We start from the raw sequence: 18084 nt of genomic DNA, 5'->3' as shown, positions 1-18084 counted from the left end.
TTTAGCGGCTGGGAACCGGGCGTTTCGCCACTTCCAGCAATGCCTTCTGAATGTACTCATTGCCGGCAACGACGCCGCCGGTTTCGAGGATGGAGGTGCCGCCATCCCAATCGGACACATAGCCGCCGGCTTCGCGGATCAGCAGGATGCCGGCAGCGATATCCCAGGCAGAGAGCCCCGTTTCCCAGAAGCCGTCGAACCGGCCGGCAGCGACGTAAGCCAGGTCCAGAGACGCCGCGCCCATGCGGCGAATGCCCGCCACTTCACCCATGACGTGGCGAAGCTCGACGAGGAACTTTCCGTGATTGCCGCGCCCGAGATGCGGCACGCCGCAGGCGACCACGGAATCCGAGAGAACGCGACGCGCCCCGACGCGCAGACGGCGGTCGTTGAGAAAAGCGCCGCCGCCGCGCTCGGCGGTGTAGAGTTCGTCGGTGGCCGGGTTGAACACGACGCCGGCGACGATCTCGTTGTTGCGCTCAAGCGCGATCGAGACCGCAAACTGCGGAATGCCGTGCAGGAAGTTCGTCGTGCCGTCGAGCGGGTCGACGATCCAGCGATGCGCGCCATCGGTGCCCTTGATCTCTTCGCCTTCCTCGCCGAGGAAGCCGTAGGTCGGACGTGCCTTCAGAAGCTCGTCCTTGACGATTTTCTCGGCCTTGCGATCGGCATTGGAGACGAAATCGCCCGGTCCCTTGACGGAAACCTGCAGGTTCTGCACTTCGCCGAAATCACGCCCCAGCGATTTTCCTGCCTTGATGGCAGCCTGAACCATGACATTGAGAAGAGCTGAACGGGCCATGTGGGCACTTATCCTTGAACGGGTAAACGGAATGCGCTGTCAGGGCGGGGAAGGTCCCTGATCGCCGAAGAAGGCAGCGCTCTATAAAGATTGGCGGCTTCAAGACCACAAAATCAGGGAAATTTCAAGAGCGCTGCCGCAGGTCAGGGAGATGACCGCGACAAAGTCGCTCCTGTCACGGTTATGCATGCCAAGCCGACCTTCGTCACAACTGCCGCCAAATACGATTGCGGCGATCCCAGTCTCCCTGAACTCTGCCCCGCAAAAGTTGTATCGAGCCGCGTCCTGCTCAACAAGCCGATATCGCAGACGGAGCTCGGAATTTCATGCTCCGTTAAGGACAACATTGGCGAGTCTGTCCGCGTTTACCTGTCGTTTCCAACGCCGCCCTAAAACGAGAGCCGAAACTGCCAATGTTATAAACAAAGGAAATAACGTGAAAAACGGGGCGACATCGGCACCAACCGCATTCCAGACGTCCGGATCGGCCATTGCACAGACATTGGAGGCTGCACGCAGCCGGGTGGAGCAGCGTTTTCAGGACGGCAGCACGGCGCTGCTTTCTGTGACGGACGGACTCAACCGGCTATTGAGTTCGCTGGACAATGTCACGAACACGCTGGGCATCGGCGAAGGCAGCGACGCCGCCGCGGATCTGCGCTCGACCGCCAAGAGCCTGGCCGATCTCCCGAGTGCCGAGAAAGCGCGCCATGACGCGCTGATGTCGCTTGCCAGCACCGGCTATTCGCTGCGCAAGCATGTTGCCGACATGCAGGAGACGATGCGCTATCTGCGCACCTTTGCAGTGACCGTGAAGATCACCGGAGCGGGGCTCCCCGAGTTTGCCGGCTTCGCGCAGGAAATCCTCGAGCGCATCTATTCCGGCACCGAGGAAGTCAACGGATTCGCCGCCCATCTCGACAGGCTGGAGAAAAAAGTGAAGATGGCGCTGACGTCGGGCACCAATCTGGCGAAAAGCTGCGCCGAGACCGTGCCGGAAGTGGCACGCGCCCTGCAGGACGAAGCCCGCAAGATCGCCGAACACCGTCAGCACCTGGCAACGATGGTCCGCGACGTTTCCGACATTGCTCGCGGCATCCAGGGCAAATTGGCCTCGACGCTCACGGCATTGCAGATCGGCGACGTCGCCCGCCAGCGCATCGCGCATGTCCAAGGCACGTTTGCCCTGTTGGAGGATTTTCTGGACGGCCCGGAAGGCGGCAACCTCGATGCCGAGGCACGCAAGCGACTGGAAAACGTCATCCATCATCTCACAGCCGCGCAGATGAGCGACATGTGCAAGGATTTCCGCCGGGATTCGCAGACCGTCATCACGACAATCGCGAGCATCGATCAGGACGCGCAGGAGATCCTGCGGCTCCGCGACCAGATGAAGGGGCCAGGCGAAGGCAACGTCTTGGGCACCTTGGAGTCCAGCGTTTCATCCGCCCACGAGATCGCCCAGCAGGTCGACGGCGCGACGCAGCAGGTCGATCAGGTCAGTCAGGCGACGCACGACACCGCTGCCAAGCTGCTGGAATCGATCGGCAACATTCGCGCCGTCAAGACCGACATCCATTATATGGCACTGAACACCAACCTGCGCTGCAGCCGGCTCGGCGAGGAAGGCAAATCGATCAACGTCGTCACCGCCGAGCTGCGCATTTTCGCAGGCAAGCTGGATGAGTCCGCCGACGCGATCGTCAACGGTCTTCCGGCCCTGGAAGCCGCAGCCGGCAATGTGACGCTTTCGACAGGCGTCATGTCCGGCGGACTCGGCGAGAACCTCACCGGCGCTGTCGCGGACATCAGGGCCACGGCCGATACCATCGGGAATGAACTGAAGGTTCTGTCGGAGCACGGCCGCGAGGTGGCCGGAAAGATCGGCCTGCTGATCGGCAAGCTGGATATCCAGCGCGACGTCGGCGACGCACTCGCGGGCTGTGCCGACATGCTGGAAGACATGGCCGGCGCGCAGATTGCCGACATTTCCGATCTCGCCGACATCGTCGCGCCGCTCGATCGCAGGATCTTCAAGCTCTACACCCTGGCGCAGGAACGAACCGTCCACCGCGACATCGTTCCCGCAATCCAAACGGCGGCGCCGGTGAAAACGGCACGCGCCGTGGCCTGAGCGCCAGGACTAGCGCGTCCGGCGGAACTTGTTGGCGGCATCGATTGCCGCCTTCTGCTGTTGTTCATCGATGCCGAGATAGAAATCCTCGAGCGCCGGATCCGGTAGACCGGCGCGGCGCGACAGCACATACCATTTCGCGGCCTCGATCGGGTCCGGCTTGGTGCCGAGCGCATTGATGTAGAGGTGCGCCAGCTTGTTCTGCGCCACCACGTTGCCGCTGTTGGCAGCTATGCGCAGCCATTGGAAACCTCTGACGAAATCGCGCGGGCCGTTCGTGCCGTTGACGAACCAGACACCGAGATCGACCTGAGCAGTGTCGAATCCAGCATGCGCGGCGCGCGCCATCCACTCTCGCGCCAGCTGCTTTTTCTCAGCCGGCAGATCGGGAAGCGCCGAATAGATCTCGGCCACGGCATATTGCGCGTCGGCGACCCCCTGCTCGGCGGACTTTTCATAGTAAGGCAGCGCCAGCTTCAATCCCTTGTCGCCCGGATTGTCAGCCGTCAGGATCTGCGCCCAGTTGAACTGCGCCGACGAATTGCCGGCATCGGCCGACTTCCGCATGTACTCGTCCGCCTTGGCCTTGTCGCGTTTGACGAGCCTGCCCTCGATCAGGATCAGGGAGTACTTGAACATGGCAGCCGCGTCGCCGCCTTCCGCCGCCTTGCCGTACCAGAAGGCGGCATTCTTGGGATCGCGCTTGACGCCAAGGCCGGACGCAAGCATTTCGGCAACGAGAGTCTGTGCCGCCGGGTCGCCCAGCTGCGCACGCGGCAATGCCATATCCATCGCCGTCAGATAGTAGCCGCGCTGGTAGGCGCCATAGGCCTGGTCGACCGGTCCCTTGTAGTCCTTCTCGGCAGGCAGGTCGGGCAGCTTCGCACCCATCCGTTCAAAGACGCCGACACCTGCCGATGGTTCGGCACCGTCCGTCTGAGGGCGTCCCGACTTGAGCGCTTCTGGCGCTCCGGCGAGTGGACGCGTGACGACATTATCGACCGTTTGCGCCGATGCGTTATGCGCAAGCGCTGCCACAATCGTGGCGGTCGCGATGAGAGAAAGGCGCAAATGGCGGGTCAGGATCGGCATGAGCGCGATATCAACCCTCAAACCGTGGCGCTTTTTCGTCCAACAGCGCGTTGACTTCGGCCACGACGGACGGCGCTCGAGCCGGGTCCGCGAATACGGCAAGCCGCAAGGCGACGAATTCGGCGCCGCTCTCCGCCACCACAAGGGCCGAGGCCGGATCCGTGCCGCCCATGACGATGCAGGGGATTTCGATCATCGAGGCCCACCATTCGCCAAGGGCGACGTTTTTCGGATGCGCCTCCGGCTTGATGTCGCCCTCGAGCTTGCCGAAGAAGATGTAGTCGGGGCGTTCCTCGCCGATTTCGAGCGCATGGTGCCTGTCGGCGGCGTTGCCGCCACCGACGATCAGCTTGTCGGCATACTTGTCGATCGCTTCTGAGATTTCGCTGGCCGGACCGGTCAGATGCAATCCGTCGGCCTTCGTGCGCCCGACGACCCGGCTGTCGCCCGCGAGCAAAGCTGCCGCGCCGGCGTCCTGGATGATCGGAACCAGCTTCTCGGCGTGCTTCTGAAACTCGCCGTCGTTCAATGCATATTGCGGCACGATTACCGAGGCGACATCGCCGCCCTTGAGAGCATCGCCGACGATCTTCGCCTGCTCATCGGCATCGGCAATATCGGGAACGATCAGAACTAGGCGGCAGCGATTTTGCGGTTCGGTCATGAACTCTTTCCATTTGCAGCGGATTTCACAGTTTCCTGGCCCATCCGCACTCGTCCTGTGTGAGTAATTCCGTTAGAGGGGACTGGCAAGGGAGGACTTTCAAAAGCATGCCGATGGACCTTTCATTTTACTACGCCGCCATTCCGGCCGTCATTCTCGTCGGCCTGGCAAAAGGCGGCATGGGCGACGCGCTGTCGCTGATCGGGCTGCCCTTTCTGGCCCTTGTCGTCTCTCCGGTTCAGGCCGCCGCGATCCTTCTGCCGATCCTTGTCTGCATGGACATGATCTCGCTGGTCATCTGGCGCAAGCACGGCGACTGGACGACGCTGAAGATCATGCTGCCGGGTGCCATCTTCGGCATCGCGCTCGGCTGGGCGACCTCGGCACTGGTCCCAGGCAACGTGCTGCGCGTCGTCATCGGCGGCGTCACCGTACTCTTCTGCCTGCGCTATTTCTGGAACAATTTCGGCCCGGGCGCGGGGCGGGCGATGACGCCGCACAAACAGCGTCCGCGTCTCGCAACGCTCTGGGGAAGCCTGTCCGGCTACGGCAGCTTCGTGGCGCATGCGGGAGGTGCCCCGTTTCAGATCTACGCCCTGCCGCTGCAGCTGCAGCCGCGAGAATACATCGGCACCAGCGTCCGTTTCTTCGCCATTCTCAACGCGATAAAGCTCGTCCCCTACTTTGCCCTCGGGCAGCTCGACACACGGAATCTTGCGGCCGCGGCCACGCTTCTGCCCCTGGCGCCGCTTGCGACCTTCGCCGGGGCCTGGTGCGTGCGCCGGATGAAGCCGGCAATCTTTTATCCCTTCATGTATGGAATGGCGCTGATCGCGGCCATCCTGATCGCGCGCGAAGGCCTGGGATACTAGCAATCCGGCGCTTTCGCTGCGACGCACAATGTCCTTGCCGAACTGCCTCGTTTGACGTAGCTTTCCGCCATGTCGAACGCGGACGCCTTCACTGCGATAGCCGACCCTCACCGGCGCTTCCTGCTGGAGGAGCTTCGACGAGCGCCGCGCACCGTCAACGAACTCGCCGAGGGCCTCCCGATAAGCCGCCCCGCCGTCTCGCAGCACCTCAAGGCGCTGCTCGATTGCAACCTGGTTTCGGTAACCGCAAATGGCACCAAGCGCATCTATGCGGTCAACAATCGCGGCTTCGACAGGCTCAATCTGTGGCTGGATCAATTCTGGGCCTGACACCTGCCCAAAATGAAAGAGCGCCGATTGGGACGTATATCCGCAACCGACGCTCAGGAAATCCTACCTGACGCAAATCCTGCTAAATTGTTGGGAATCTTGCGATATCGCCTTCCATTGTCGCGTGGCCCACGCCAGGCTCAGGCTATCCTGTCAATGTACGGATGATTTGAGACGCTCAATCTCGTCCTTGATGCGCAATTTTCTGCGCTTGCACTCGGCAACCTCACGGTCGTCTCTCGAGGGGGATACCATAAGCAGATGAAGCTCGTCCTCAAGAGCGCCATGCTTTTTCTGGAGTGATTCAAGATGAGCTTGAACAGTCATTTGACCCTTCCTTCCTCTTACCTCTCTCCGGCCAACACCGCCGGAGATCCAAGGCGTCAACCTTTAAAGTGTGACACATTTTTGAAAGGTTGTCGAAGGCGAAAACAAGGAGACTACGTGGCAAATTCATGATCATCACCAACTAGCCGTTACCGCTATTTGATGATAGGAGCATGCAAAAATCATCGCCAGGCCGGACAGCGTCCGAAGACGATCGTGGGGAATACAAATGCCGGATCAGGAACAGGCGGAAGTCAGGCTCATCGTGGCGCGCATGCGTCAGGAGCACGAAGACTACGATGTCGCCATCAACGCCATGATTGCCACCGGATGCGACGCGCTGCGCATTCAACGCATGAAAAAGAAGAAGCTGGTCATCAAGGATAAGCTGACGAAGCTCGAGGACCAGATCATCCCGGATATCATCGCCTGAGGAAATTGTCGTGACGATGACAGACAGACCACCCGTAGCCATCATCATGGGCAGCCAGTCGGATTGGGAGACCATGAAGAACGCCGCCGACACGCTGGAAGCGCTGGAAATCCCGTACGACGCGCGCATCATCTCGGCTCACCGCACGCCTGATCGCCTGGTAAATTTCGCCAAGACGGCGCGCGACGAAGGTTTCAAGGTCATCATTGCAGGCGCGGGCGGCGCTGCGCATCTGCCGGGCATGGCGGCAGCCATGACGCCGCTTCCCGTGTTCGGCGTTCCTGTTCAGTCCAAGGCGCTGTCGGGTCAGGACAGCCTTCTTTCCATCGTTCAGATGCCGGGCGGCATTCCGGTCGGCACGCTGGCGATCGGCAAGGCGGGCGCGATCAACGCCGCCCTCCTGGCTGCCGCCGTCCTTGCACTGTCGGACGAGGAAATCGCCGACCGCCTTGACGAATGGCGCGAACGCCAGAGCGCTTCTGTCGCAGAATACCCGATGGACGACCTATGACCGTCACGACGATCGGCATCATCGGCGGCGGCCAACTGGGCCGCATGATGGCCATGGCGGCGGCGCGACTGAATTTCCGCACCATCGTTCTCGAGCCGCAGGTCGATTGTCCCGCAGCACAGGTGGCCAATGGCCAGATCGTTGCTGCATATGACGATCCGGCGGCGCTCGCCGAACTTGCCGGAGCTTGCGACGTGGTGACCTATGAATTCGAGAACGTCCCCGTTTCCGCCGCGCAAGCGCTCGCCGGCAGCATTCCCGTCTATCCGCCGCCCATGGCTCTCGAAGCGGCACAGGACCGCTTGGTCGAGAAGCGTTTCATTAACGGCTGCGGCATACCGACAGCCGACTTTCGTGCCGTGGACAGCCAGTCAGACCTTGAGGCGGCACTGCGGGACTTCGGCGGACAGGGCGTCCTGAAGACCCGCCGGCTCGGCTATGACGGCAAGGGCCAGAAGGTCTTCCGCTCCGGCGCCGACAGCGCTGACGGCGCCTATGCTGCCCTTGGCGGCGTGCCCCTGATCCTCGAGAGCTTCGTTTCCTTCGAGCGCGAGATTTCGATCATTGCTGCGCGCGCCACCGACGGCATCGTCGTCTGCTTCGATCCGGCCGAAAACATCCACCGCAACGGCATTCTCCACACCTCGACCGTACCCGCCTCAATTACAGACGCGACGGCTGTCGCCGCCCGCGGGGCTGCTGAGACGATCCTTGCGGCGCTCGACTACGTCGGCGTCATCGGCATCGAGTTCTTTGTGCTCCCGGACGGCAGCCTGATCGCCAACGAGATGGCGCCGCGGGTTCACAACTCCGGCCATTGGACGGAAGCAGCGTGCGTCGTCTCGCAGTTCGAGCAGCACATCCGTGCCGTCGCCGGCATGCCGCTCGGCAACGCCGACCGTCACTCCGACTGCGTCATGCAGAACCTGGTCGGCGATGATATCCTCGCGCTGCCGGACTGGCTTAGGCGCCGCGACACACTCGTCCATCTCTACGGAAAGACGGAATCCCGGCCCGGACGCAAGATGGGTCACGTCACCACGCTGACGGCAAAATCATCGGTTTCTCCCTGACAGAACCCCTCTCTGCCACGGGAAAAACACCTTCATGTGGTTGACACAGACAAGTCCCCGGGTTATCTGCTCGCCCAACCTGAAGAGCGCGCCCTGAGCGCGCTTTTGAATGTCATATATACGGGCGAATGTGAATTCCCCCAAACATCGCGGATCAAAACAATGAAGATCAAGAATTCGCTCAAGTCGCTCAAGGCTCGTCACCGTGACAACCGCCTGGTTCGCCGCAAGGGCCGCGTCTACATCATCAACAAGCTGAACCCGCGCTTCAAGGCTCGTCAGGGCTGATATCGCACGGCCGAATGGCTCGACGCCTTGGCGCTGAGCCTGTTCGGGGGATTGCCGAGGTGATCCCGTTAAATCGCTTTGATCTTCTGCGTTGGCGGGCTAATATGCCCGCCATGCGTTTTTTAGCCATGACATCAGCGGTACTGCCGCTTGCTTTCGCCTTGCTGGCTTCTGTGCCGCCTGCCGCCGCGCAGGACAAGGAAACGATCGTCGAGCAGCCGGATGCGAACCTCTCCCCCAAGCAGCATCTCGACCAGCTTTATACAGAGCTGAAACGCGAGCGTGACGCCGACAAGGCCAGCGATATCGCCAATGAGATTCGCACGGAATGGAACGATTCCGGCAGCGCCACGGTCAACCTGCTGATGCAATGGGCCGACAAGGCGATCCAGGACAAGCGCAATGCCGCAGCCCTCGACTTCCTCGACCAGGCGATCGCATTGAAGCCGAACTACGCCGAGAGCTGGAACCGCCGCGCCACCTTGAACTATGCCAACGGCAGCATGCGCAAATCCATGTCCGACATCGAACGCGTACTCGATATCGAGCCTCGTCATTTCGGCGCGCTGTCAGGCATGGCTGCGATTCTCACCGAATCCGGCAACGACCAGCTTGCGCTCAAGGCCTGGGAGCGATTTCTCGACGTGTACCCCGCCAATCGCACCGCGCAGGAACAGTTGAACACACTCGCCGAAAAACTGGCCGGCGACCGCACCTGATCGCTGAGGGTGAATCGGGTGCAGCCCGTCTTGCGTATTGTGTCTGTACGTGTTCGGGTCGCTTCATGTTTGCCGAAGTCTCAACGCTCCTCGCGCCCCTGGCAGCCGCCATCGGCTACTCCTCGTACAAAGCGCGCCAGATCGAGCGGGCCTACCCCAATATCGGGGAACTGACCGATATCGGCGGTTATCGCATGAATGCGGTTCACGTTCCGCGTCCTGAAACCGCCGACCTGCCGGCCATCGTGTTCATCCACGGCGCCAGCGGCAATCTCCTCGACCAGCGCGAGGCCTTTCTTGCGCCGCTCGCCGGCCGCGCCGAAATGTTGTTCGTCGACCGACCGGGCCATGGCTATTCCGAGCGCGGCGGTCCGGAAAACGCTCTTCCCTCCGGGCAGGCGGATGCCCTCGCGCACCTCATGGAAAAGCGCGGCATAGAAAAGGCGATCGTCGTCGGGCATTCCTTTGGCGGCGCCATTGCCGCGGCCTTCGGCGTGCGCCATCCTGAAAGGACCAGCGGCCTTCTTTTCCTCGCGCCGGCGACACATCCGTGGCCGGGCGGGGTGGACTGGTACTACCATGTCGCGACGGTGCCGCTGATCGGCTGGCTCTTTACGCACGCGCTCGTGGTGCCGCTCGGACTTCACAGGATGGAACAGGGAACGCGAGGCGTCTTCCGCCCCAATCCGCGCCCTGCGGATTATATCGCGCGTACCGGCCCTGCCCTCGTGCTGCGCCCGAAGACCTTCTGCAACAATGCCTCCGATCTCACCCGGCTGCTCGACTACGTGAAGGCACAGTCGCCTTTCTATGCTCGGATCGCCGCACCGACAGTCATCATTACAGGCGACAGCGACGATATCGTCTTGGAGCATCTCCACTCGCAGGGACTTGCCCGCGATATCGCCGGTTCGGAGCTCGTGAGGATCTGCGGCGTCGGACACAAGCCGGACTATCTGGCGACCGACGTCGCCATCGCCGCATTGGAAAAGATCGCAGGGCGACCCCGCGATCTCCAGGCGGCGGCGCGCACGGCGGAAGAGCGCCTTGCACGTCAGAGTGCGGACGGGGCTTAGTCCCCCGCGGTACCGCGCGTCATTGCCTCGCGCCACCAGCATCCCATATCTCTTCCATCACCGTCCTTCGAGGGGAAGTCATGGATCGCCTTTGCATGAAATCGTTCGCCCTGGTCGCCGCGCTGTCGTTCGCTCTCGCGCCGCTGACACCGGCATTCGCCGCATCGCCCGCGCCCGCTGAGGCCGAGCATGGCATGGTCGTTACCGCCCAGCATCTGGCGACCGATGTCGGTATCGACGTCCTGAAGAGCGGCGGCAACGCGGTGGATGCGGCGGTCGCGGTCGGCTATGCGCTGGCAGTCGTCTACCCGACTGCCGGCAACATCGGCGGCGGTGGCTTCATGACCATTCGCCTGAAAGATGGCCGGACCACCTTCCTCGACTTCCGCGAGCGCGCGCCGCTTGCCGCCACCAAGACGATGTATCTCGATGCCAAGGGAGATGTCGTCCCGCGCGCCAGCCTCGATGGCTACCTCGCGGTCGGCGTGCCCGGTTCCGTCATGGGCTTTGAGACCGCGCGCGAGAAATACGGCACCAAATCGCGTGAAGAGCTGCTGGGACCCGCCATCCGCTACGCACAGGAAGGCTTCACGCTTGAGCCGGGTGACGCCGCCAGCCTCGCCGGCAGCGCCAAGCGCCTGGTCAAGGACGAGGCCGCCGCGAAGATATTCCTGAAATCGGACGGCAAGATCTACACCGCCGGCGAGAGGCTGCTGCAGCCCGACCTTGCCGCCGTGCTTTCGGGCATCGCCGAAAACGGCCCCGACGCCTTTTATAAGGGCGCTCCGGCAGACGCGATCGTCAAGGCGAGCCAGACCAAGGGCGGCATCCTCGCAAAAGAGGATTTCGAACGGTATGCGGTGCGCGAGCTGAAGCCGGTCGAATGCAATTATCGCGGCTACGACATCGTCTCCTCGCCCCCACCCTCCTCCGGCGGCGTCATCATATGCGAAATCCTGAACGTGCTGGAAGGCTATCCGCTCTCCTTTCTCGGTTATGGCTCCGCCGAGACGGTGCATCTGATGGTCGAGGCGATGCGCTACGCCTATGTCGATCGCAACATTGCACTCGGCGATCCCGATTTCGTCGAAAATCCGGTCTCCAAGCTGCTGGATAAGAACTACGCCAGGGATATCCGCGCCAAGATCGACACCTACAAGGCGGGCACTTCGGCCAACCTGAAACCGCTCGGGGCGAAGGAAAGCGTCGAGACCACGCACTATTCGATCATAGACGACGAGGGCAACGCGGTGGCCGTCACCTATACGCTGAACGGCTCCTTCGGTGCCGGCGTGGTGGCGCCCGGTACCGGCATCCTGCTCAACAACGAGATGGACGACTTCACCTCCAAGCCAGGGGTGCCGAACCTCTACGGCCTGATTCAAGGCGAGGCCAATGCCATCGCGCCGAAGAAGACGCCGCTCTCGTCCATGAGCCCCACGATCGTCACAAGGGATGGCAAGCCGTTCATGGTGATCGGCAGCCCCGGGGGCTCGCGCATCATCACCATCACGCTCGAAACGATCCTGAACGTCGTCGATTTCGGCATGGACATCAGCCAGGCCGTCAACGCGCCGCGCATTCATCATCAGTGGCAGCCCGACAAGGTCTATCTCGAACCCTATACCCTCTCCCCCGATACGATCCGCACGCTTGTCGCCATGGGCCACACGCTGGACGACGGCAGCGGACCGCCGCAATGGGGCCAGGCCGCCGGCATCCTCGTCGGCGGCAAGAGTCTCGCCGATATCGAAAAGGGCGGCGGCGCGCGCTACTACGGCGCCATGGATAGCCGCTCGGCCGAGGGCTCGGCCGGCGGCTATTGATCAGCGGATGCGCGCGCGAACGTAATCGCCCTTGATCGTCACCTGCGGCTTCGCGCCGGGCACGCTTGGGGCCGGACTATCGACATAGGAGGCCCTGGCGGTGACGGTATAGTCGACCGGCACATCCCTGCCGAAACCGAACTCCGCCTCCAGCGATTGCGCGGAGATGTCGATCCGCTCGTCCCGCCGGATCGCATCGTAATTCAACTGTGCCCGCACGGCCGCACCCAGAATATCGATGGTAGAGGCATGGCCTTCGAACGCGATATCGGCCGCCTTGCTGGAAACTTCAAGGCTTGCGAAATCCCCCTCGAGCCGCGCTTTGACCGCCTGTTGGTCGATGCGGATGGCGCTTCCCGGAGGGACATTCGCGAGCACTTCTGGCGTGCAGTCGGACAAATCCGTCCACGAGGTCGGCATGACCTCGACCCGCAACATCGTACCGTCGACCTGCATGTGGCTGCGATCCGGGCAACCGTCGAAGAACCAGCTAGAATACCACGAGGAGAACCACCCGTCGCGCCGGGCGCTCGTTTCCGCCCGGTATGGCTCGTCGGCTTTGGTGGTGATCCTGATATCGCTGGCATCTCCGCTGACGACGATGGTGCGGACGGATGAAACGTCGAGTGCCTCGCCGGACGATCCGGAATCGGCAAAGGCCGCAACCAGCGTCATGAAGAATGCGGGTATGAATAGAAATAATGTCATCGCCTGTCTCCCTGAGAAAGCCGCCCCTGAACGTGGCGGCTGAGCCAAGGTGGCGGTGCGGGAAATTTATCGAGACCTGAAACGCAATTCGGGTCGCCCGCGATTGCGATCAGGGTCACTCTCGTGCTGATATCCACGCACGCAACACCGGATCCGCCGTCATGATCTTCGTTCCGCTACCCTTCGTCATCGCGCTTTTGCTTGCCATTCTGCTGATCCGCATGGTCCGGCAGGGCGACTGGAACACGCCGGAAAAGCGGCCTTTCCTCCTCCTGATCAGCGTCTACGCGCTGCAATCGGTACTGATCGGCATCCGCTGGGGCTATGACGTCATCGATATCGTTCCGGCTCAGGCGATCGTTGCCGCACTGATCGCCAGCCTCGCGTGGATCAGCTTCCGAAGCCTTACGCTGGAAGGACCCGTCTCGCTTGTTCGCTTCCGGCTCCATCTGTTGCCTGCCTTGCTGATCGCCTGCCTCCTGGCGTTCTGGCGCGAACCGGTCGGTCCGGTTCTGACCGTCATCTTTCTCGCCTACGGCGCAGCACTCCTCTGGCTTGCGCGTCACGGCCCCGATGCGCTCGTCGCCTCACGGCTCGACGGCGCCCTGCTGTCTTACCGCTCCCTGCTGATCACCGCCGCCGCGCTGATCGCGTCGGCCATCGCCGACATCGCCATCAGCCTGGATTTCACGCAGACGGGCGGCATTCATTCCGGCGCCATCGTCGCTGTCGGAAACGGCTTGACGCTGCTCGTCCTCGGCACGGCCGCCGCCGTTGCAAGTGGCAGCCAGTCGCTGGAAACGACGTCTTCCGAGCCGCAGCTTCCCGCCGCTTCCGTGCCCACGGCAGAAGACGCCACCGTCGCAGCGGCCCTCGACGGCCTCATGCAGACGCGCCAGCTCTACCGTGATCCCGATCTCAACCTCAGCCGCATTGCCCGCCGGATGAACCTGTCCGCCCGCCGCGTCTCGATTGCCGTCAACCGCGTCCACGGAATGAGTGTGTCCCAATATGTCAACGATTTCCGAATTCGCGCCGCCTGCGAGCTGTTGGCGCAGACCGATGAGCCCGTAACGCGCCTGATGTTCGACTGCGGCTTCATCAGCAAATCGAATTTCAATCGCGAATTCCTGCGCGTGAGCGGCACCAGTCCCACGGAATTCAGGCGCCGTAACCGCGACAACCTCGTTGCGCTTGCCCCGCCTGCAAAAAAGACGCTTTTCGTGTCACCGTGACAAAGTCGCCGTTCACAACGTCCGCATGCCGCCCTAAGCATGAGCGAACCATCATCTGAAAGAGCTTCCATGGCCAGCATTGAAATGATCGTCGCAGCCCGCGCCCGCCTGCGCGGACACGCACGCCGCACGCCGCTTCTCTCGTCCCCGTTCCTCAACGACATTGCCGGACGGCGCATCTTTGTGAAGGCCGAATGCCTTCAGCATACGGGCTCCTTCAAATTCCGCGGCGGGTGGGCAGCGGTCTCCTCGCTCGATCCGGCTGTCCGCGCCCGCGGCGTCATCGCCTTCTCATCGGGTAACCACGCGCAGGGCGTCGCCCTTGCTGCCAAGCTGCACGGAGTCCCCTCCGTCATCATCATGCCCTCGGACGCTCCCAAGCTGAAGATCGCCAACACCCGTGCGCTGGGTGCCGAGGTCGTTCTCTTCGACCGCGCAACCCAGGACCGCGACGCCCTGGGCGCCGAGCTGTCGGCTGAGCGCAAGCTGACGCTGATCAAGCCCTTCGACGAACCACAGGTGATTGCCGGACAGGGAACGACGGGTCTTGAAATTGCCGAGCAGGCCGAGGAAGAAGGCGTAAGGGCCGCCGAGGTTCTGGTACCCTGCGGTGGAGGCGGCCTGAGCTCCGGCATCGCGCTGGCGCTCGAAGCAAGCGCTCCGACCTTCCGCGTGCGCCCCTGTGAGCCCTACGGCTTCGACGATACGGCGCGCTCGCTTGCCTCGGGCCAGATCGAACGCAATGCCACGCTGACCGGCTCGATCTGCGATGCGATCATCACGCCGCAGCCCGGCAACATCACCTTCCCGATCCTGAGGCGGCTTTCCGGTGCCGGCATCGTGGTCAGCGACGACGAGGCACTGCGCGCCATGGCAGTTGCATTCACGCGGCTGAAGATCGTCGTCGAACCGGGCGGTGCCGTGGCGCTTGCCGCAGCCCTCTTCCATGGCGAGCAACTGGACGAAGAAGACGCCATCGTCGTCACCTCGGGCGGCAACGTCGATGCCGACGTCTTCGCCAAGGCGCTCGCGCTGCACGGATAAGAGCGGACCGAAGCCCGCTCTCCACCACGATTGCATCAGGCTGACGTGTAACGCCGCGCAGCCGCGGAGCGTGACAGGTGTGGAACCAATGCCTGACGCGCGTCTTCATAGGCTTCCAGCAATCCCGCGTCTTCCAGGGCCGGGATCGTTGCGAATTCGCCTTGATCGAGACCTGCCAGCGCGGCGTCGACCATGTCCTCGGCCGACATGACGATCTCGGAGGGCAGATGTTCGACGGGGGTGCCCGCGATTGCCCAGAATTCGGTCGCGGTCGCGCCCGGAAGCACCGCCTGCACACGGATGTTCTTGTCCGCCAGCTCGTGTTTGAGAGACTGACTGAAAGCAAGCACGAAGGCCTTGCTGGCGCCGTAGACGCCATTCAGCCTTTCGGGCGCGATGGCGACGACCGAGGCAACGTTGACGATCGATCCGCCGCCGCGGGCAACGAACCCGGGTACGGCGGCATAGGTCAGCCGCGTCAGCGCCGTGACGTTGAGCTCGATCATCGCCTGCATCTTGTCGACGTCGGAGGAAAGCAGCGGTGCCGTTCCGCCGACGCCTGCATTGTTAACCAGCAGCGTAATGCTCCGGTCGGTCTTGAGCACCGCTTCGACACGAAGCAGATCGGCCTGGTCGCCGAGATCGGCCGTGACCGTTTCGATCGTACGGCCGGTCTCTTCGGTCAGGCGGCTCGCAAGCGCCGAGAGCCGTTCCGCATTGCGCGCGACAAGTATGAGGTCGTAGCCGCGCGTGGCGAGCCTCTGCGCGTAAACCGCGCCAATGCCCGACGAGGCACCGGTGATCAGCGCCGTGCCCTTGGATGCCAGTAACTGGGATGCTCCCGTCTGGGATATCTGTGTCATCGCTTTCTTCCTTCTGTTTGCGCCGGCCCCTGCCGTTCACGTGGGAAGACTCTACGCTGAATTGCCGGCGGCCTAAATGTCATATATACCACCTTTTAGGACAACGAGAGTTTACGTCTATGCAGACGATCGCCATTCTCCTCTTCCCCGGCTTCCAGGTTATGAGCCTGGCTGCCGTCTCCGTCTTCGAATTCGCCAATATCGACCTTGGGGGCGAAGCATACGGGATCCGCTATCTCTCCAGGACCGGCGGCCAGGTGCCCAGCTCCTTCGGAATGTCCATCGACACAGAGCCGTTCGGCGATCCGGCGTTCGACACGCTGATGATCTCAGGCGCCCCCGGCATCATGCTGCCGACCGAGGCCGAGAGCAATTTCATTCGCGCGGCGCTCGGCAGTTCCCGCCGCGTTGCCTCGATCTGCACTGGCGCCTTTTTCCTGGCCGAGGCCGGCATCTTGGACGGCCGCCGCGCAACGACCCACTGGCTTCTCGCCCGCGAGCTGCAGGTCCGCTATCCCAGGATCAAGATCGAGGAAGACCGCATCTTCATCATCGACGGTTCGGTCTGGACATCCGCCGGCATGACGGCGGGCGTCGATCTTGCGCTCGCCATGGTCGAAAAGGATCAAGGACCCGACGTCGCCCGCTCCGTTGCCCGCAAGCTGGTCGTCTATCACCGCCGCGCCGGCGGCCAATCGCAGTTTTCGACCCTGCTGGAACTGGAGCCGAAGTCGGATCGCATCCAGAAGGCACTCGCCTACGCGCGGGGCAATCTGAAGAACATCCTTTCCGTCGAAGAGCTTGCCGAGGAGGTGCATCTGAGCCCCCGCCAGTTCAGCCGTGCCTTTCGCTCCGAGACCGGACAATCGCCGGCCAAGGCTGTCGAGAACCTGCGTCTGGAGGCCGCGCGGCTGATGATGGAACAGGGTCGGCACCCGATCGATGTCGTCGCCACGGAAACCGGCTTTGCCGATCGCGAGCGCATGCGCCGCGCCTTCGTCCGCGCCTTCGGCCAGCCCCCACAGGCAATCCGCCGCAATGCGCAGCGAGAGTTCCAGAAATGAGCGCCCGCCCGGCGGGCAGCTTCATCTCGTCTCAGCGAGAAGGAACGCAACCGAGCGTCAACGGTGTTGCCACGCCCCTCACCCGACTCTTCGAGTTCCCTGCTCCACGAGCGGAGTAGGGAGGGCGTTGCCAAGTGCTCCCCGTACCGACTGCAGGACGAGCTCCGCCAGTCGCGCCGTCGCCGGACCGGGCTCGGCTTCGGCGCGATGCAACACGAGGCCGAGCCGTGGCAGCGCCGGCAGACCGGCTTCATCTGGTATCAGCGGCTTGACCTTATCGGGCAGGCCGATCGGCGTGCGGATCGTCACGCCGAGGCCTGCGGCGGCGGCGGCCCAAAGCCCACCAAGGCTTGGGCTGACAAAAGCAAGCCGCCAGGAGATTCCAGCCGCGTCGAGCGCCTTGATCGCGGCCGTCCGCAACAGGCATGGCGCTTCGAGCGATGCGAGCGGCAACGGCTCGCCGCTCTCGGCGCTCCATTCGGACGGCCCGGAGGCCGGGCCGATCCAACACATCGGCACTTCGGCGATCGGCATGCAATGCGGCGTCAGGCTGCCGTCGCTCCAGGCCAGCGCGAGGTCCAGCTTGCCCGATCTTACGCGTTCCATCAGCTCCGCATTGCGCACGACACGCGCCTCGATCCTCACCTTCGGATGGGCCCGCGCAAAACGGCCGAGCACCTCGGGCAGCAGGTTCTCGCCGAAGTCCTCCTGCAGGCCGAGCCGTACCCAGCCTTCCAGCTCGACATTGTAAACGGCAGCCGCGGCCTCGTCGTTCAATTCCAACAGTCGCCGCGCATAGGTCAGCATCGTCTCGCCCGCTTCCGTCAGCGCAAGCCCGCGCCCCGCCTTGCGGAAGATCGGCGTGCCTGCCTGCTCCTCAAGCTTCTTCAGTTGCGCGCTGACTGCCGAGGTCGAGCGGCCAAGCCGGTCCGCAGCCCTTGCGAAATTGCCGAGTTCTATACCGGTCGCGAAGGTTCGCAGCACATCAAGATCGAAGATTGTCCGGCGCATCATATCGTCCAC

20 protein-coding genes are annotated in these 18084 nt (G+C 62.8%); 13 read left to right on the top strand and 7 right to left on the bottom strand.

Annotation, left to right across the window (positions count from 1 at the left end):
- Position 1: 1 nt before the first annotated feature.
- Positions 2-802, bottom strand: coding sequence for an inositol monophosphatase family protein (locus ASC97_RS05480; protein ID WP_057467338.1), 801 nt, complete (start codon positions 800-802; stop codon positions 2-4).
- A gap of 436 nt (positions 803-1238) precedes the next feature.
- Here ASC97_RS05480 and ASC97_RS05470 point away from each other — a divergent pair, with 436 nt between their 5' ends.
- Positions 1239-2936 carry a hypothetical protein gene (locus ASC97_RS05470; protein WP_057467336.1) on the top strand — a complete coding sequence of 566 codons (1698 nt, stop codon included), beginning with the start codon at positions 1239-1241 and terminating at the stop codon, positions 2934-2936.
- A gap of 9 nt (positions 2937-2945) precedes the next feature.
- Here the strand turns inward: ASC97_RS05470 and ASC97_RS05465 are convergent, their stop codons facing one another.
- Positions 2946-4028, bottom strand: a complete 1083-nt coding sequence (locus ASC97_RS05465; RefSeq protein WP_057467335.1) for a tetratricopeptide repeat protein — start codon at positions 4026-4028, stop codon at positions 2946-2948.
- Between the two features lie 10 nt (positions 4029-4038).
- Entirely contained in the window at positions 4039-4692 is a 654-nt protein-coding gene (locus ASC97_RS05460; protein ID WP_057467334.1) for a thiamine phosphate synthase, read from the bottom strand.
- A 107-nt stretch (positions 4693-4799) separates the two neighbouring features.
- Here ASC97_RS05460 and ASC97_RS05455 point away from each other — a divergent pair, with 107 nt between their 5' ends.
- Both ASC97_RS05455 and ASC97_RS05450 read left to right on the top strand, forming a co-directional pair.
- The gene (locus ASC97_RS05455; RefSeq protein ID WP_057467333.1) at positions 4800-5564 is read left to right on the top strand and encodes a sulfite exporter TauE/SafE family protein; all 765 of its coding nucleotides are present in this window, start codon (positions 4800-4802) and stop codon (positions 5562-5564) included.
- A gap of 69 nt (positions 5565-5633) precedes the next feature.
- On the top strand, positions 5634-5894 hold the full coding sequence (locus ASC97_RS05450) for an ArsR/SmtB family transcription factor (protein ID WP_037069369.1): 261 nt from the start codon (positions 5634-5636) through the stop codon (positions 5892-5894).
- A 153-nt stretch (positions 5895-6047) separates the two neighbouring features.
- On the opposite strand, the gene ASC97_RS32550 is transcribed toward ASC97_RS05450, so the two are convergent.
- Positions 6048-6221, bottom strand: a complete 174-nt coding sequence (locus tag ASC97_RS32550; RefSeq protein ID WP_082529883.1) for a YdcH family protein — start codon at positions 6219-6221, stop codon at positions 6048-6050.
- Positions 6222-6450: 229 nt separating this feature from the next.
- On the opposite strand from ASC97_RS32550, the gene ASC97_RS05445 reads away from it, so the two are divergent.
- The 7 genes from ASC97_RS05445 to ggt all read left to right on the top strand — a co-directional run bounded on the left by ASC97_RS05445 (position 6451) and on the right by ggt (position 12147).
- The gene (locus tag ASC97_RS05445; protein WP_037069374.1) at positions 6451-6654 is read left to right on the top strand and encodes a YdcH family protein; all 204 of its coding nucleotides are present in this window, start codon (positions 6451-6453) and stop codon (positions 6652-6654) included.
- Between the two features lie 16 nt (positions 6655-6670).
- Positions 6671-7165 (top strand): 5-(carboxyamino)imidazole ribonucleotide mutase, encoded by a 495-nt coding sequence (gene purE, locus ASC97_RS05440; RefSeq protein ID WP_057467332.1) that lies wholly within the window; start codon positions 6671-6673, stop codon positions 7163-7165.
- Positions 7162-8238, top strand: a complete 1077-nt coding sequence (locus ASC97_RS05435) for a 5-(carboxyamino)imidazole ribonucleotide synthase (RefSeq protein ID WP_057467331.1) — start codon at positions 7162-7164, stop codon at positions 8236-8238. Before purE ends, ASC97_RS05435 begins: the two co-directional genes overlap by 4 nt.
- A gap of 162 nt (positions 8239-8400) precedes the next feature.
- Positions 8401-8526 (top strand): type B 50S ribosomal protein L36, encoded by a 126-nt coding sequence (gene ykgO / locus ASC97_RS05430; RefSeq protein ID WP_037069952.1) that lies wholly within the window; start codon positions 8401-8403, stop codon positions 8524-8526.
- Positions 8527-8630: 104 nt separating this feature from the next.
- Positions 8631-9245, top strand: coding sequence for a hypothetical protein (locus ASC97_RS05425; protein WP_057467330.1), 615 nt, complete (start codon positions 8631-8633; stop codon positions 9243-9245).
- 65 nt (positions 9246-9310) lie between these two features.
- Positions 9311-10321: an alpha/beta fold hydrolase gene (locus ASC97_RS05420; RefSeq protein ID WP_057467329.1), complete on the top strand. Its 1011-nt coding sequence runs from the start codon at positions 9311-9313 to the stop codon at positions 10319-10321.
- Between the two features lie 95 nt (positions 10322-10416).
- The gene (ggt, locus tag ASC97_RS05415) at positions 10417-12147 is read left to right on the top strand and encodes a gamma-glutamyltransferase (protein WP_443216727.1); all 1731 of its coding nucleotides are present in this window, start codon (positions 10417-10419) and stop codon (positions 12145-12147) included.
- Here ggt and ASC97_RS05410 read toward each other — a convergent pair whose 3' ends face one another.
- On the bottom strand, positions 12148-12855 hold the full coding sequence (locus tag ASC97_RS05410; RefSeq protein ID WP_057467327.1) for a hypothetical protein: 708 nt from the start codon (positions 12853-12855) through the stop codon (positions 12148-12150). It lies immediately after the preceding gene.
- Between the two features lie 161 nt (positions 12856-13016).
- On the opposite strand from ASC97_RS05410, the gene ASC97_RS05405 reads away from it, so the two are divergent.
- The gene (locus ASC97_RS05405; protein ID WP_057467326.1) at positions 13017-14090 is read left to right on the top strand and encodes a helix-turn-helix domain-containing protein; all 1074 of its coding nucleotides are present in this window, start codon (positions 13017-13019) and stop codon (positions 14088-14090) included.
- Between the two features lie 69 nt (positions 14091-14159).
- Positions 14160-15134, top strand: coding sequence for a threonine ammonia-lyase (locus tag ASC97_RS05400; RefSeq protein ID WP_057467325.1), 975 nt, complete (start codon positions 14160-14162; stop codon positions 15132-15134).
- Between the two features lie 35 nt (positions 15135-15169).
- Here the strand turns inward: ASC97_RS05400 and ASC97_RS05395 are convergent, their stop codons facing one another.
- Complete coding sequence (locus tag ASC97_RS05395) at positions 15170-15997, bottom strand: SDR family NAD(P)-dependent oxidoreductase (protein ID WP_057467324.1); 828 nt, start codon at positions 15995-15997, stop codon at positions 15170-15172.
- A 119-nt stretch (positions 15998-16116) separates the two neighbouring features.
- Here ASC97_RS05395 and ASC97_RS05390 point away from each other — a divergent pair, with 119 nt between their 5' ends.
- Entirely contained in the window at positions 16117-17061 is a 945-nt protein-coding gene (locus tag ASC97_RS05390; protein WP_057467323.1) for a GlxA family transcriptional regulator, read from the top strand.
- A gap of 78 nt (positions 17062-17139) precedes the next feature.
- Here the strand turns inward: ASC97_RS05390 and ASC97_RS05385 are convergent, their stop codons facing one another.
- Positions 17140-18072, bottom strand: coding sequence for a LysR substrate-binding domain-containing protein (locus ASC97_RS05385; protein ID WP_057467430.1), 933 nt, complete (start codon positions 18070-18072; stop codon positions 17140-17142).
- Between the last annotated feature and the right edge of the window lie 12 nt (positions 18073-18084).

Origin of the sequence: Rhizobium sp. Root1203, from assembly GCF_001424945.1 — a bacterium.
Lineage (GTDB): Bacteria > Pseudomonadota > Alphaproteobacteria > Rhizobiales > Rhizobiaceae > Rhizobium.
The sequence above is the reverse complement of the archived record's forward strand: the minus strand, read 5'-3'. Positions and strand labels throughout refer to the sequence as shown.